This is a genomic window from Kitasatospora sp. NPDC059408 (genome assembly GCF_042751525.1).
GTDB lineage: Bacteria > Actinomycetota > Actinomycetes > Streptomycetales > Streptomycetaceae > Kitasatospora.
Map to the genome: position 1 here is coordinate 1 of NZ_JBHYWI010000043.1, position 14,160 is coordinate 14,160.

14 protein-coding genes, 1 tRNA gene and 1 pseudogene are annotated in these 14,160 nt (G+C 72.9%); 9 read left to right on the plus strand and 7 right to left on the minus strand.

Features of this window, described 5'->3' with window-relative positions; genetic code table 11:
• Positions 1–108, minus strand: a pseudogene (locus ACFXDE_RS26200) (ABC transporter ATP-binding protein); the annotation flags it as partial.
• A gap of 293 nt (positions 109–401) precedes the next feature.
• Here ACFXDE_RS26200 and ACFXDE_RS26205 point away from each other — a divergent pair.
• From ACFXDE_RS26205 to ACFXDE_RS26215, 3 genes are all read left to right on the plus strand, one after another.
• Positions 402–483, plus strand: a tRNA-Leu gene (locus ACFXDE_RS26205).
• Positions 484–624: 141 nt separating this feature from the next.
• Positions 625–1,497 carry a Bax inhibitor-1/YccA family protein gene (locus ACFXDE_RS26210; protein WP_380497188.1) on the plus strand — a complete coding sequence of 291 codons (873 nt, stop codon included), beginning with the start codon at positions 625–627 and terminating at the stop codon, positions 1,495–1,497.
• 119 nt (positions 1,498–1,616) lie between these two features.
• Positions 1,617–1,994, plus strand: coding sequence for a hypothetical protein (locus ACFXDE_RS26215; protein WP_380497190.1), 378 nt, complete (start codon positions 1,617–1,619; stop codon positions 1,992–1,994).
• 102 nt (positions 1,995–2,096) lie between these two features.
• Here the strand turns inward: ACFXDE_RS26215 and ACFXDE_RS26220 are convergent, their stop codons facing one another.
• The 3 genes from ACFXDE_RS26220 to ACFXDE_RS26230 all read right to left on the minus strand — a co-directional run bounded on the left by ACFXDE_RS26220 (position 2,097) and on the right by ACFXDE_RS26230 (position 5,731).
• Positions 2,097–3,041: a hypothetical protein gene (locus tag ACFXDE_RS26220; protein WP_380497191.1), complete on the minus strand. Its 945-nt coding sequence runs from the start codon at positions 3,039–3,041 to the stop codon at positions 2,097–2,099.
• A 311-nt stretch (positions 3,042–3,352) separates the two neighbouring features.
• Positions 3,353–4,573 carry an acetyl-CoA C-acetyltransferase gene (locus ACFXDE_RS26225; RefSeq protein WP_380497192.1) on the minus strand — a complete coding sequence of 407 codons (1,221 nt, stop codon included), beginning with the start codon at positions 4,571–4,573 and terminating at the stop codon, positions 3,353–3,355.
• 63 nt (positions 4,574–4,636) lie between these two features.
• Positions 4,637–5,731, minus strand: coding sequence for an SGNH/GDSL hydrolase family protein (locus ACFXDE_RS26230; protein ID WP_380497194.1), 1,095 nt, complete (start codon positions 5,729–5,731; stop codon positions 4,637–4,639).
• A gap of 253 nt (positions 5,732–5,984) precedes the next feature.
• On the opposite strand from ACFXDE_RS26230, the gene ACFXDE_RS26235 reads away from it, so the two are divergent.
• The 5 genes from ACFXDE_RS26235 to ACFXDE_RS26255 all read left to right on the plus strand — a co-directional run bounded on the left by ACFXDE_RS26235 (position 5,985) and on the right by ACFXDE_RS26255 (position 11,087).
• The gene (locus ACFXDE_RS26235; protein ID WP_380497195.1) at positions 5,985–7,385 is read left to right on the plus strand and encodes a cystathionine beta-synthase; all 1,401 of its coding nucleotides are present in this window, start codon (positions 5,985–5,987) and stop codon (positions 7,383–7,385) included.
• A gap of 486 nt (positions 7,386–7,871) precedes the next feature.
• On the plus strand, positions 7,872–8,210 hold the full coding sequence (locus tag ACFXDE_RS26240) for a hypothetical protein (RefSeq protein WP_380441538.1): 339 nt from the start codon (positions 7,872–7,874) through the stop codon (positions 8,208–8,210).
• A gap of 185 nt (positions 8,211–8,395) precedes the next feature.
• Positions 8,396–9,670 carry an Ig-like domain-containing protein gene (locus ACFXDE_RS26245; RefSeq protein WP_380441540.1) on the plus strand — a complete coding sequence of 425 codons (1,275 nt, stop codon included), beginning with the start codon at positions 8,396–8,398 and terminating at the stop codon, positions 9,668–9,670.
• Between the two features lie 83 nt (positions 9,671–9,753).
• Positions 9,754–10,305 carry a SigE family RNA polymerase sigma factor gene (locus ACFXDE_RS26250; protein ID WP_380441542.1) on the plus strand — a complete coding sequence of 184 codons (552 nt, stop codon included), beginning with the start codon at positions 9,754–9,756 and terminating at the stop codon, positions 10,303–10,305.
• Entirely contained in the window at positions 10,302–11,087 is a 786-nt protein-coding gene (locus ACFXDE_RS26255; protein WP_380497196.1) for a hypothetical protein, read from the plus strand. Before ACFXDE_RS26250 ends, ACFXDE_RS26255 begins: the two co-directional genes overlap by 4 nt.
• Before the next feature lie 27 nt (positions 11,088–11,114).
• On the opposite strand, the gene ACFXDE_RS26260 is transcribed toward ACFXDE_RS26255, so the two are convergent.
• Both ACFXDE_RS26260 and msrA read right to left on the minus strand, forming a co-directional pair.
• A complete protein-coding gene (locus ACFXDE_RS26260; protein WP_380441546.1) occupies positions 11,115–11,477 on the minus strand; it encodes a cupin domain-containing protein in 363 nt (120 codons plus the stop codon).
• Between the two features lie 136 nt (positions 11,478–11,613).
• Complete coding sequence (gene msrA / locus ACFXDE_RS26265; RefSeq protein ID WP_380497198.1) at positions 11,614–12,291, minus strand: peptide-methionine (S)-S-oxide reductase MsrA; 678 nt, start codon at positions 12,289–12,291, stop codon at positions 11,614–11,616.
• 103 nt (positions 12,292–12,394) lie between these two features.
• Between msrA and ACFXDE_RS26270 the strand changes: the two genes are divergently transcribed.
• Positions 12,395–13,549 (plus strand): cystathionine gamma-synthase, encoded by a 1,155-nt coding sequence (locus ACFXDE_RS26270; RefSeq protein ID WP_380497199.1) that lies wholly within the window; start codon positions 12,395–12,397, stop codon positions 13,547–13,549.
• A gap of 41 nt (positions 13,550–13,590) precedes the next feature.
• On the opposite strand, the gene ACFXDE_RS26275 is transcribed toward ACFXDE_RS26270, so the two are convergent.
• On the minus strand, positions 13,591–14,076 hold the full coding sequence (locus tag ACFXDE_RS26275) for a MarR family winged helix-turn-helix transcriptional regulator (protein ID WP_380441551.1): 486 nt from the start codon (positions 14,074–14,076) through the stop codon (positions 13,591–13,593).
• Between the last annotated feature and the right edge of the window lie 84 nt (positions 14,077–14,160).

Here is a 14,160-nt window from a genome sequence, read left to right on the forward strand (position 1 = left end):
GTCCAGGGCGACGACGCGGGTCTCGCCCTCCCCGTAGACCTTGTACAGGCCGGTGGCGCGGGCGGCCGCCCGGCCGGTGCGGACGGCGGTTGCGGTCGACGAGGTCACGGGGTGCTCCTTGCGGGTCGCGGATTCGTACCTCCATGCTCCGCCGCGTGATCATGGTCTATCGTCGCTCCGCCGGACGGTTGGCCCGACCGCCCCTGGGCGTACGGGTGTCCGGCGCCCTCCTCCTGCGGTATGACACCGACCCTGAGGGCGGGGTGGTGGCCTGAACCGGTGTGCTCCGTGGCCGGATCTCGAACTGTTCGTCAGATGGCAAGGAAACATGACAACTTCCCGGGCTGGGAACATGCGAAAGGGTGAGCCGGGCGACTAGGCTCAGGGGTGGTTCGCAGGACGCCCGGATGGTGGAACGCAGACACGGGCAGCTTAAAACTGCTTGGCCGCGAGGCCGTGCCGGTTCGAGTCCGGCTCCGGGCACCGCTCGACGCGCGGGGGCGCCGCCGGCGTCCCCGCCGAGCGTCCTCCCGATGGATCATCCTCGCGGCGTATCCCGATATTTTTGCCAAGCCATTACCCTGGGTCCGGGGCGGTGCAGTGCCGCCACGGAGGGAATGAGCAATGAGAAGCAGCAACCCGGTCTTCTCGCGGGAGGGTTCCTTCACCCGCGAGTCCGGCTACGCGGGGTTCGGGCCCACCGCGCAGGCCGGGGGTCCGTACGGCAACAACCCCTACGCGAGCGGCCCCTACGCCCAGCAGCAGCCGGGCCAGGCCCCGCTGAGCGACGAGCAGCTGTACGAGATGTACAACGGCCCGTCCGCCGGCCCGCTGGCCACCGGGCGGATGACGCTCGACGACGTGGTCGCGCGCACCGCCATGACGCTGCTGACCCTGGTCGCCGCCGGTGCGGTGGCCTGGTTCGCGCTGCCGTTCGAGAACTTCGGCGTCGCGATCGGCGCCAGCCTGGTGGCCATGGTCGTCGGCCTGGTCGTCTCCTTCAAGCGGAGCGTCAGCCCGCCGCTGATCCTGCTGTACGCGGCCCTGGAGGGCTTCGCGCTCGGCGCCGTCACGCACGCCCTCGACGTCAAGTTGCCGGGCATCGCGATCCAGGCGGTGCTGGGCACGGCGGCGGTCTTCGCGGCGATGCTGTTCGCCTACAAGAGCGGGAGGATCCGGGTCACCCCGAAGTACACCCGGATCGGCATCGCGATCGCCATGGGCTTCGTGCTGCTCATGCTGGTCAACGTGATCGCGCTGGCCTTCGGCGCCGACCTCGGCCTGCGCTCCGGCCCGCTGGGCATCGTGGTCGGCCTGATCGGCATCGGCCTCGGCGCCTTCTTCCTCTCGCTGGACTTCGCGGCCATCGAGGAGGCCATCGCGCAGGGCGCTCCGCAGAAGGAGGCCTGGCGGGCCGCCTTCGGGCTCACCCTCTCGCTGGTCTGGATCTACGTCGAGATGCTGCGCCTGATCGCCATCCTGCGCGGCGACGACTGATCGACGACCCCGGCGGGGGATCCCGCCACACACTGCCGCCGGGCCCCGGAGCACACCGCTCCGGGGCCCGGCGGCGTTCGGGGCCCGTAGGGCGTGTCTTTCGCCCTAGGCTTCTCGGTATGCATGACGTACAGCCCCTGGTCGAAGCCGTCGACTCCCTGGCGGATCGTTTCCGCTCGCTGCCGCAGAGCAAGCTGCTGGGCGCCGTGCCCGGACACGCGTCGCGGGCGGCGGCCGTGCTGGCGCTGGCGCGCCGGCTGGCGGCGCTGGGCGGCGCCGCGGAGGGCGGGCCGGAGCGGGACTTCCCGGACGCGGGCCCGTTCGCGGTGGGGGACCAGCTGGCCGTCGCCGGGCACGACCTGGCGCTCGCGCTCGCGGCCCTGCCGGAGGGCGCCGAGGTGGCGCTGCCGCGGCAACTCGGCGGCCCCGCGCGGGTGTCCGAGGTGCTGGCCGGGGCGGTCGAGGCGGTCGGCGAGACGGCGGCGCTCTGCGCGTAGGCGCCTCCCGGGCGCGCGCGAACGCCGAAGGCCGCCCGGGTCGGTAACCCCGCTGACCCGGGCGGCCTTCGGCGACGTGCTTCGACGTGCGGCGAGCGGGTGTCAGATGCTGGCGACCACCCGGTCGGCGAGGACGTAGACGGCCTCCTCGTCGGTGGAGAACGTCAGCGAGTACGAGCCGGAGAAGCGCGAGCCCCCCAGCAGCCGGACGTGCTCGCCGGCCCGGACCGCGTCGATCAGCCGGTAGGCGGCCTCCCGGTCGCCCGGGGCCACGCACAGCGTGGTGCCGTCGGCGAAGGCGTACACGTCCAGCGTGCCCAGCGGGCCCGGGCGTACGTCGATCAGGGCGACGCCCTCGTCGGCGAGGGTGGCCAGCCGGGTGTCGGTCCACTCGCGGGACGGCGCCTGGCTGGGCACGAAGTCGGGGTGCGAGGGGTGGCGGCGGGGGTCCGGCGCGGCGACCGGGGCCTCCTCGACGGCCGGTTCGGCGTCCAGCAGTCCGGCCTCCAGGCCGGTGGCGATCAGGTCGGCCTCGCGGCGGGCGCGGGCGTCACCGGAGGCCTCGGCGCCGGCCGGGTGCCCGGGGCGCAGCGGCGCGCCGCCGTCGGTGCCGGGCTCGGCCGGGGCGGTGCCCCCCTCGGTGATCAGGTCCTCCAGCGCGGAGCGCAGCGCCTCGCCGAACTCCGGGTCCATCGTCCCGGCGTTGTCGGCGGCGTCCTGCGGGCCGGTGGGGCGGGGGAAGAAGAGCGGCCACTCGTCGGTGCCGGAGAAGGCGCCGGTGAAGGGCGAGTCGAACAGTGGCGCGTCCTCGGCCGCGCGGGCCTCCTGCTCGGCCCAGAACGCCCGGGCCTCGGTGATCTCCCGCTCGCGGTCGGCGGCGAGCGCCTCGGTCACGGCCCGGCGTATCGCGGCCTCGTCGACCGCGGCCGGCGCGGCCTGGGCCGCGGCCTGTGCGTCCAGCCGGCGGGAGAGCCCGCGCAGGTGGATCAGCACGGCGGCCGACACGGTGATCAGGATCAGCAGCAGGATGGTGTAGACGGCGCTCACGGAACGTACTCCTAGCGAGGAGCGGAACGGGGTTACCTCTCCACACTGCCGCATGTGGGGGTGTGACCGCAGTGGCGAATGTCTAATTCGTCCCGGACTTTCGCCCTTGTCCCCAAATTGTTAAGTAGTACCGTTCTACGCTGCGGAGTTGATCCGCTCCGCAGTGTCGATTTCCGGGTCGGAAACGAACCGGAAGAGGGCCGGATCGACCTCGCGGTGTGATCCGGCCCTCAATTACTGTGCGTCACTCCAAATGGGTGGTCCAGACCCTTCCGGGGGTGCGGCGGACGGCAGTTGGAGGTCGGCCGGGGTCAGCTGAGGCGCTCGATGACCATCGCCATGCCCTGGCCGCCGCCGACGCACATGGTCTCCAGGCCGAACTGCTTGTCGTGCCACTGCAGGGAGTTGATCAGCGTGGTGGCGATCCGGGCGCCGGTCATGCCGAAGGGGTGGCCGACGGCGATCCCGCCGCCGTTGACGTTCAGGCGGTCCAGGTCGATGCCGAGGTCCCGGTAGGACGGGATGACCTGGGCGGCGAAGGCCTCGTTGATCTCGACCAGGTCGATGTCGCCGATGCTCAGGCCGGCCCGCTGCAGCGCCTGCTTGGAGGCCTCGACCGGGCCGTAGCCCATGATCTCGGGGGAGAGGGCGCTGACGCCGGTGGAGACGACGCGGGCGAGCGGGGTGATGCCGAGTTCGCGGGCCTTGGTGTCGGACATGATCACCAGCGCGGCGGCGCCGTCGTTCAGCGGGCAGCAGTTACCGGCGGTCACCGTGCCGTCGGGGCGGAACACCGGCTTCAGGCCGGACACGCCCTCCAGCGTGACGCCGGCGCGCGGGCCGTCGTCCGTGCTGACCACGGTGCCGTCCGGGAGCGTCACCGGGGTGATCTCGCGCTCCCAGAAGCCCGCCTTGATCGCGGCCTCGGCGAGGTTCTGCGAGCGCACGCCGAACTCGTCCTGCTCGGCGCGGGTGATGCCCTTGAGCGCGGCCAGGTTCTCGGCGGTCTGGCCCATCGCGATGTAGGCGTCCGGCAGCAGGCCGTCCTCGCGCGGGTCGTGCCACTCGCCGCCACCTTCCTCGGCGCGCTTGGCGGTGCGGGCCTGGGCCTCGTCGAAGAGCGGGTTCATGGTGCCGGGCATGCCGTCCGAGGTGCCCTTGACGCTGCGCGAGACGGTCTCGACGCCCGCCGAGATGAAGACGTCGCCCTCGCCGGCCTTGATCGCGTGCAGCGCCATGCGGGTGGTCTGCAGCGAGGACGAGCAGTAGCGGGTGATCGTCGCGCCGGGCAGGTAGTCCATGCCCATCTGGACGGCCACGATGCGGGCCAGGTTGTGGCCCTGCTCGCCGCCGGGCAGGCCGCAGCCGAGCATCAGGTCGTCGATGTCGCGCGGGTCCAGCTGCGGCACCTTGGCCAGCGCGGCCTGGATGACGTGGGCGGTCAGGTCGTCCGGGCGGACGTCCTTGAGCGAGCCCTTGAACGCCCGGCCGATCGGCGAACGGGTGGCGCTGACGATGACGGCTTCGGGCATGACGGGCTCCTCGCTGGCTTGACGGCGGACTGGCGTCCGGGAGGAAAGTTACCGCCTGGTAGGTCAGGCGTCACCAGCACCGGCGTGTGAGCTGGCCGACGTGTCCCCGGGGGTGGCGGGAGGCTCCCCGGGCAGCCCGGCGCCCGGTGCGCCGACCGCCCACGCGCCCGGCAGGCCGCCCCGCAGGCGGTTGCGCAGCAGCGCCCAGCGGCGGGTCGCGCCCTCGGCCTCCACCGCCGCCACCTCGGTGCCCGCCCGGCCCGCCGCGGCCGCCGCCGCCATCGCCACCGGCAGCACCGTCTCGGCCCGCCCCGGACCGGCCGGGTGCTCCTCGTCCGGCCACAGGCCCAGCGTGGCGCAGACCGACGGCAGGACGGCCATCGCGGCCGTCGCGTAGCCCTGGGCGGACGGGTGGTAGCGGTCGGCCGCGAACATCTCGGGCCGCGCGGCGAACTCCGGCCCCAGCAGCGAGCCCAGTGACACCGTCCGGCCGCCGGCCTCCACCACGGCGATGGTCTGGGCCGCGGCCAGCTGCCGGCTCAGCCGGCGGGCCACCCAGCGCAGCGGCGGGCGCACCGGCTTGATCGTCCCGAGGTCGGGGCAGGTGCCGACCACCACCTCGCAGCCGTTCGCCCGCAGCGCCGCGACGGCCTCGCCGAGCTGGCGGACGGCGAGCTGGGCCGGGCTGTGGCGGGTCACGTCGTTCGCGCCGACCATGATCACGGCGACGTCGGGGCGGTGCGGCAGCGCCTGCTCCAGCTGGCCCGAGAGATCGGCGGACCGGCCGCCGGAGCGGGCCGCGTTCACCAGTCGGACCGGGCGCTCGGCGACCGAGGCGAGACCGGCCGCGAGCAGCGCCCCCGGGGTGTCGCGGGAGCGCAGCACGCCGAGGCCGGCGCCGGTGGAGTCGCCGAAGACGGCGAGCACGAGCGGCGGCTGCGGTCCGGTGGCGGCGTCCGCGAAGGCCTCGCCGTAGACGCCGTCGGCCTTCGGCGGGTCGCCTTCGAGGATGCCGATGGCCTGGATGGCGAGTCTGCCCTCGGTCAGCAGCAGCCCCACCAGGCCGACCCCGAGCAGACCGAGACCGCCGCCGCCGTACGCCGCGGCGGTGGCGATCCGACGGGCCACCCGGGCCCGAGAAACCTGTGCCCCTGGCATCCGGTGCCCCCTTCGCGTCCTCGTGCCGCCCCCTCCAGGGGCCACGAAATGTCTGCACGGCGTTCTTACCCGGTTGGGGGGTGCGGCTACCGGCGGCGTGGGCCGATCGGTGGGGGCGCGGCGGCCGCCGGCGGCGGGAGGGGAGGTGGGCCATTGGGGGTGGTGTTTACGAGGGGAGGGCCGGTGCGCCTGGCACGGCCTAGGCTTTGCCCTACCGAAAGCACTCGCATGCCCATAGACCGGGAGGACCCCCGTGCGGTACCACAACTCGATCATCGACCTGGTCGGCAACACGCCACTGGTCAAGCTGAACAAGGTCACCGAGGGCATCAGCGCGACGGTGCTGGCGAAGGTCGAGTACTTCAACCCCGGCGGCTCGGTCAAGGACCGCATCGCGATGCGCATGATCGAGGCCGCCGAGGCCTCGGGCGCCCTCAAGCCGGGCGGCACGATCGTCGAGCCGACCTCCGGCAACACCGGTGTCGGTCTGGCGATCGTGGCCCAGCAGAAGGGCTACAAGTGCATCTTCGTCTGCCCCGACAAGGTGTCCACGGACAAGATCAACACCCTGCGCGCCTACGGCGCCGAGGTGGTCGTCTGTCCGACCGCCGTCGCCCCGGAGCACCCGGACTCCTACTACAACGTCTCCGACCGCCTGGTCCGCGAGACCCCGAACGCCTGGAAGCCGGACCAGTACTCCAATCCGGACAACCCGGCCTCGCACTACCACTCCACCGGCCCGGAGCTGTGGGAGCAGACCGACGGGAAGATCACCCACTTCGTCGCGGGCGTCGGCACCGGCGGCACCATCTCCGGCACCGGCAACTACCTGAAGGAGGTGTCCGGCGGCAAGGTCAAGGTGGTCGGCGCCGACCCGGAGGGCTCGGTCTACTCGGGCGGCACCGGCCGGCCGTACCTGGTCGAGGGCGTCGGTGAGGACTTCTGGCCCACCGCCTACGACCGCAGCGTCGCGGACGAGATCGTCGCCGTGTCCGACAAGGACTCCTTCCAGATGACCCGCCGCCTCGCCAAGGAGGAGGGCCTGCTGGTCGGCGGCTCCTGCGGCATGGCCGTGGTCGCCGCGCTGGAGGTCGCCAAGAAGCTCGGGCCGGACGACGTCGTCGTGGTGCTGCTGCCGGACGGCGGCCGCGGCTACCTGTCGAAGATCTTCAACGACGACTGGATGGCCGACTACGGCTTCCTGCCCTCGGCCACCGACGAGGCCCACATCGGCGAGGTGCTGGCCCGCAAGGAGAGCATCGAGCAGGGCGGCGTCCCGCAGTTCGTCCACATGCACCCGAACGAGACGGTCGCCGAGGCGGTCCGGGTGCTGCGCGAGTACGGCGTCTCGCAGATGCCGGTGGTCTCCCCGGGCGCCGGCCACCCGGACATCATGGCCGGCGAGGTGATCGGCTCGGTCGTGGAGAAGCTGCTGCTGGAGGGCATCTTCGCGAAGGAGATCGAGCTCACCGACGCGCTGGACAAGGTGATGTCCAAGCCGCTGCCGGTGGTCGGCTCGGGCGAGACGGTCACCAACCTGATGACCGTCCTGGAGAAGGCCGACGCCGCGGTGGTGCTGGTCGAGGGCAAGCCGCAGGGCATCGTCACCCGGCAGGACCTGCTCGGCTTCCTGACCGGTCGCGCCGCGCACTGACGCTCCGGCGCGCCCGGGCACCGGTGGCGCGCTGACGCGCGGTCACCGGGCCGCGCCCGCCGGACGGATGTGCAGGATTCGTCCACGGGCGAAGTGGTACACCGGCGTCACCTCCCCGCATCACGCGGTTAACAACGCTCCGGCATGGTTGTGTCAACGGCAACAAGCCGAGCGAGGCGACAGTGACCGTCCGGGAGCGGCTCCCCGGTGGTCGCGGTCGGCTCCGGACACGTCGGGCGGCCCTGACTCGGCCGGCCGTGTCCGCTCTCCCCGACCGCTTCGCGGAGGGAGGGGCACCGCTGCGGGAGGCGCCGTCGTCCCGCCCCTGTCCGGCTCCGGCCGGTCGACAGGGTGAGCGGCGGCTCCCGCAGCCGCCACCGCGCCGGTCGGCGCGACTCCGTGGCTCCCGGGTGGGGGAGCCCAGGCGGAGTGCGGTCGGGGCCGGTCCTTCTCCGAGGGACCGGCCCTTCCCGTACGCTCGCACGCATGACCAGCACTGAAACGACCGGCCAGGACGCACCGCGCTACGTCCGGCTCAAGATCGAACTGATCGCGGAGATCACCGACGAGGGCGCCCTCAAGGCGGCGGCCCTGGAGCAGGTGGCCGGCGACGACTACCTCGACGACGAGGAGCGCGCGCAGTCCGTCGAGGCCATCGAGGTGGACCCGTCGGGCTCGCTCGCCCACTTCATCGACCCGGTGGCGCTGCTCGGCGACGTGCCGGGCGTCGAGCTCGCCTCGGCGACCTGGGAGTCGGCCCAGACCGAGTTCGACCCGGACAACGAGGAGTGGGACGAGTACGCGGTGGAGGAGTCCGCCGAGTAGTCGTCGAGGACCACGGCTGCGGAAACGCCCGGCCCGCGCACGCGGGGGCCGGGCGTTTTGGCTCCGCACGGAGGCCGGCTGGGTCATCTCATAGGATCGCTTACCCTTCGGTGGTGGAACCGTGAACGGGCATATTGCGTTTCTGTATCCGTAATGCCCGGGATGATCAGCAGGGAGAACGCGACGTGACGGCACGCGACGGTCAGGGCCGGTCGGCCGGGGGCAACTGGAGCCGGCGCGGTGTACTCGCGGGCCTCATCGGGGCGCCCGTCCTCCTGCTCGCGGCCTGCAACGACACCAAGAGCGCCGACGCGGGCGGTTCCGGCGGCGCCGGCGGCTCCGGGGGCGGCACCCCGGGTTCCGGCGGGAGCGGCGCGCCGAAGACCTCGACCGCCGTGATCACCGTCAGCCCGGCCGACGGCACCACCGCCGCCAGCTTCAGCGACCCGGTCAAGGTCACCGTCGCCAACGGCACCCTCGGCACCGTCAAGGTCACCGACTCCACCGGCAAGGAGCTGGCCGGCCAGCTCGCCTCCGACGGCACCGGCTGGACCTCCGCCACCGCGCCGGTCAGCGGGACCAAGTACACCGTCGCCGCCACCGCCACCGACAAGGACAAGCTGGAGGCGGACGCCAACGCCGTCTTCACCACCGCCACCCCGGCGAACACCTTCGTGGGGTACTTCACCCCCGAGGACGGCTCGGTCGTCGGCGTCGGCATGCCCGTCTCGATCAACTTCAGCAAGCCGGTCACCGACAAGAAGGCCGTCCAGCAGGCGATCACCGTGGTCGCCGCGCCCGGCGTCGAGATCGTCGGCCACTGGTTCTCCAGCACCCGCCTCGACTTCCGTCCGCAGGAGTACTGGGCCAAGGGCACCAAGGTGACCGTCCAGCTGCGGCTCAAGGACGTCCAGGGCGCCAAGGGCGTCTACGGCACCCAGTCCAAGGACGTGAGCTTCACCATCGGCCGCGCGCAGACGAGCGTCGCCGACCTCTCCACCAAGAAGCTCACCGTCACCACGGACGGCCAGGTCAGCGCCGTCTACAAGATCTCCGGCGGTGCGCCCGACCACACGACGTGGGGCGGCAAGATGGTCATCTCGGAGCAGTACACGCAGACCCGGATGAACTCGCAGACCGTCAACCTCGGCAGCGAGTACGACATCGCCGACGTGCCGCACGCCCAGCGCCTCACCACCTCCGGCACCTTCATCCACGGCAACTACTGGTCCCCGTCGTCGATCTTCGGCGGCCAGAACACCAGCCACGGCTGCGTCGGCCTCCAGGACGCCAAGGGCGCGGCCGACGGCGGCACGGACGGCTACAAGTTCTACAAGTCCTCGATGATCGGCGACGTCGTCGAGGTCGTGAACTCCGGCGACAAGACGGTTGCCCCGGACAACGGCCTCAACGGCTGGAACATGGCCTGGGCCGACTGGAAGGCCGGCAGCGCGGTCTGATCCGCGCCACCCGGGCACACCCGTCCCGGAATTCCTCCTCGGGCGGACCGAACCTCGCGGTCCGCCCGAGGAGTCAGACGGGTGTGAAACGCGAGCAGAGACAGCGACAGGACGCCGAGTTCAGCGCGTTCGTCGCCGGCAACGGCCGCCAGCTGCTGAGGCTGGCCGAGCTGCTGACCGGCGACCCCCACCGGGCCCACGACATCGTGCAGTCGGCGCTGGAACGCGCCTACCTGCACTGGCACCGGATCACCGGCGACGACCCCACCGCGTACGTCCGCCGGATCGTCGTCAACCAGCACCGCGACTGGTGGCGCCGGCTGCGCAACCGCGAGCTGCCCACCGACCGCACCCCGGACCGGCCGCTGGCCGAGGACCTCGCCGAACGGCAGGCCCAGCGGGAGCTGCTGAACCGGGCCCTGGGCACGCTCACCCGCAGGGAGCGGGCGGTCGTCGTGCTCCGGTACTACGGGGACCTCACCGAGGGCGCGATCGCGGCCGAACTGGGCATCGCCCGGGGCACGGTGAAGAGCACGCTGCACCGGGCGCTGTCGAAGCTGCGCGCACTGCCCGAACTCGCCGACCGCTCCGGCGGACCGGCGGGCCTCCCGACGCACATCGAGGTGACGGTATGAGCTTCGAGGACAGACTCGGAGAGCTGCTCAGGAACGAGGACCCGGACGCGGCCGGGCCGGACCCGGCACCGGTCATCGCCGCCGCGCTCCGCCGCCGCGCCAGGCGCAGGGCGGGGACCGGGGCGGCCGTCCTGGCGGTGGCCCTCGTCTGCGGGACGGCGGCGGTCACGGCGGGGAACACCGGGCCGGCCGGCCCCGCGAGCGCGGCGGGGGCGACCCCGTCGGCCGGCGGGCCGACGCTCGCACCGGCCACCCCGGGCCCGACGGCCGCGGCGGGCCCGGTGGAGCTGCCGTCCCCGGTGGTGAAGCAGGTCGCCCCGGGGGAGCCGGTGCAGGTCGCCGCCGACTTCCGGATCTCGGTGACCAGGACCGAGCGCTGTGACGAACTGGCCGACGCGGACGGGATGTTCGTCGCCGCGCCGGTGTGTCGGGACGCCACGGGCGACAACCTCTCGCACGACGGACCGGTCGTCTACTGCCAGATGAGCTCCACGCTCCAGCGCGACGTCGAGCCCTGTATGTACCTGGGGCCGGCTCCGGCGAAGATCGTCAAGTTCGTGGCAGGCGTGCCCGTCCCCGCGACCCTGGTCGTCACTCCGGGCATGGAGGGCTGGACGGCCTTCTACTTCACCGGTCCCAGCTCGATCCCGCGGAAGCTGCCGGGGGCGCCGCGGGTGCCGACCGACCCGATCGGGGTCTACGACGCCCAGGGCCGGCTGCTGGCCTCGTCCGACGGCACGGCGCCGGACGGGTCCCCGCTGCACGTACCGGCCGTGCGCTGAGGCGTCCGCCGAGCGAGCCCGGGCGGGTCAGCGCTTGGCGTAGTCGGCGAAGCCCTGCCAGTCGACGATCACGCAGGGGTCCTCGCCCAGGATCCAGGCGTCGTGGCCGGGCGGGCAGATCATGAAGTCGCCGGGGCCGAAGTCGGCCTGTTCGCCGTCGTCCATGACGATCCGCATGCGGCCGGACACCACGTAGCCGAGGTGGGCGGCCTGGCAGCTGTCGGTCTTGGCGATCGGCTTCACGTGCTTGGACCACTGCCAGCCGGGCTGGAACACGGCCCGGCCCACCGGGCCGGCGTCCAGGTTGACCAGCCGCAGCTCGCCCGAGCCCTCCTCGAAGGGGCGGATCTCCTCGGGATCGTCGAAGTTCTTCCTGACCAGACCGGACATGGCAGGCTCCTCTCCCCACGGGAGGGCCCGGCCACCGGACAGGTGGCCGGGCCGTCCCTGCTGGCCATTCCAGTCTGCGCCCGGACCGGGGCCCGGTCACCTCGGGTGGCCGGGCCCCGGGGCCGTCGCCGGGCCGTCAGCCCTCGGTGCGGGCCACACCGATCGGGCAGGAGGCGCCGGTGCCGCCGAGGCCGCAGTAGCCGTTGGGGTTCTTGGCGTCGGAGAGGTACTGCTGGTGGTACGGCTCGGCCGGGTAGAACGGGCCGGCCGGGGCGATCTCGGTGGTGACCGGGCCGAGGCCGAGCGCCGTCAGGGCCGGCTGGAAGGCGTCCCTGGTGGCCGTCGCGGCGGCGGCCTGGGCGGGGGAGTGGGTGTAGACGGCGGAGCGGTACTGGGTGCCGACGTCGTTGCCCTGGCGGTTGCCCTGGGTCGGGTCGTGCGCCTCCCAGAAGGTCTTCAGCAGCCGCTCGTAGGAGACCACCGCCGGGTCGAACACCACCCGGACCGCCTCGGTGTGCCCGGTCAGCCCGCTGCACACCTCGTCGTACGTCGGGTTCGGCGTGTGGCCGCCCTGGTAGCCGACCAGCGTCGTCCAGACGCCGGGCACCCGCCAGAACGTGCGCTCGGCGCCCCAGAAGCAGCCCAGCCCGAAGTCGGCGACCTCCAGGCCCTCCGGGTACGGGCCGGCCAGCGGGTTCCCGAGGACGGTGTGCGGCTCGCGCAGGGCGAAGGCCGGCGACTCCCGGCCGGGCAGGGCCTGGGCGGCCGGGACGAGCGAGGTCTTGTGGCGGTTGAACAGCACGGCCTGCTCCATCGGGGTAGGGAGGGTTGCGCAGGGTTCAACGCGGGGAGGCGCCGCCCCATTCCGTCCCGCCATTCCGGCGGGCGCCCGGGCGAACGGCCACTACGCTCGACCTATGACCGAGCACCAGCTTCCCCAGGGCTTCGAGACCCTCGCCATCCACGCGGGTCAGGAGGCAGACCCCCAGACCGGGGCCGTCGTCACGCCGATCTACCAGGTGTCCACCTACAAGCAGGACGGGGTGGGCGGCCTGCGGGGCGGTTACGAGTACAGCCGCAGCGCCAACCCGACCCGCACGGCGCTGGAGGAGTGCCTCGCGGCGCTGGAGGGCGGCGCCCGCGGCCTCGCCTTCGCCTCCGGCCTCGCCGCCGAGGACACCCTCCTGCGCACCATCCTCAAGCCGGGCGACCACATCGTGATCCCCAACGACGCCTACGGCGGCACCTTCCGGCTGTTCGCCAAGGTGCTGACCCGCTGGGGCGTCGAGTTCTCCGTCGCCAACACCCAGGACCTGGCCACCGTCCGCGCCGCGCTGCGGCCCAACACCCGCGCGGTCTGGGTGGAGACCCCGTCCAACCCGCTGCTGGGCATCACCGACCTGGCCGCGCTCGCCGAGATCGCGCACGGCCACGGCGCGCTGCTGGTGGTCGACAACACCTTCGCCAGCCCGTACCTGCAGCAGCCGATCTCGCTCGGCGCGGACGCGGTCGTGCACTCCACCACCAAGTACATGGGCGGCCACTCGGACGTCGTCGGCGGTGCGCTGGTGCTGGCCGACGCGGCCCTCGGCGAGGAGGTGGCCTACCACCAGAACGCGATGGGCGCCGTCTCCGGGCCGTTCGACGCCTGGCTGGTGCTGCGCGGCATCAAGACGCTGGGCGTCCGGATGGACCGCCACAGCGCCAACGCCGAGCGGGTCGCCGAGCTGCTGGCGAGCCACCCCAAGGTCAGCGAGGTGCTGTACCCGGGCCTGCCCGAGCACCCCGGTCACGACATCGCGGCCAAGCAGATGAAGGCCTTCGGCGGCATGGTGTCGTTCCGGGTCGCGGGCGGCGAGGAGGCGGCGGTCGAGGTCTGCAACCGGGCGCGGCTGTTCACCCTCGGCGAGTCGCTCGGCGGCGTGGAGTCGCTGATCGAGCACCCGGGCCGGATGACCCACGCCTCCGCGGCCGGCTCGCCGCTGGAGGTCCCGGCCGACCTGGTCCGGGTGTCCGTCGGCATCGAGTCGATCGACGACCTGCTGGCCGACCTCAAGCAGGCGCTCGGCTAAGGGCGCTCACTCGCCGGCCAAGGCGCCCGAGGGCGTGGCCGCTACGGCTGGTGGCCGTGCCGGTCCGCCGTGTAGGACTCCATCGCGAGGTTGAAGCGGGCCAGCAGCGCGCAGAACGCGTGCTGTTCCTCCGGGTGCCAGCCGGCCACCAGGCGGCGGGTCAACTCGGCTCTGCCGTCGCGGACTTCGCACAGCCGGTGGGCGCCGAGCGGGGTCAGCGCGAGGCGCACGGCGCGACGGTCGGCCGGGTCCTGGACCCGGCCGACCAGCCCGGCCGCCACCAGCGGGGCGACCTGGCGGGTCACCGTGGAGGAGTCCACGCCGAGCGCGTCGGCCAGCGCCTTGACGTTGGCCGGCCCGTGCCGCTCCAGGCGGTCGAGCAGCAGGTAGGCGGCCCGGTCCAGCGCGCCGAGGCCGTCGGAGGTCCGGACCTGTTCCATCCGGCGGGCGAACACCGCCAGCTGGTACTGGAGTTGACTGTGCACGGGGTCGGTGCGGTCGGTGGCCTGGGGCGAGGTCGTCGTCATCGCGGCTCACGATCGTCGTGCGGTGAGGGAGGCTCAGAAGCAGCAGATTACGCGGGCGGGGCTGGCCCGGGAACAGTCCCGGCA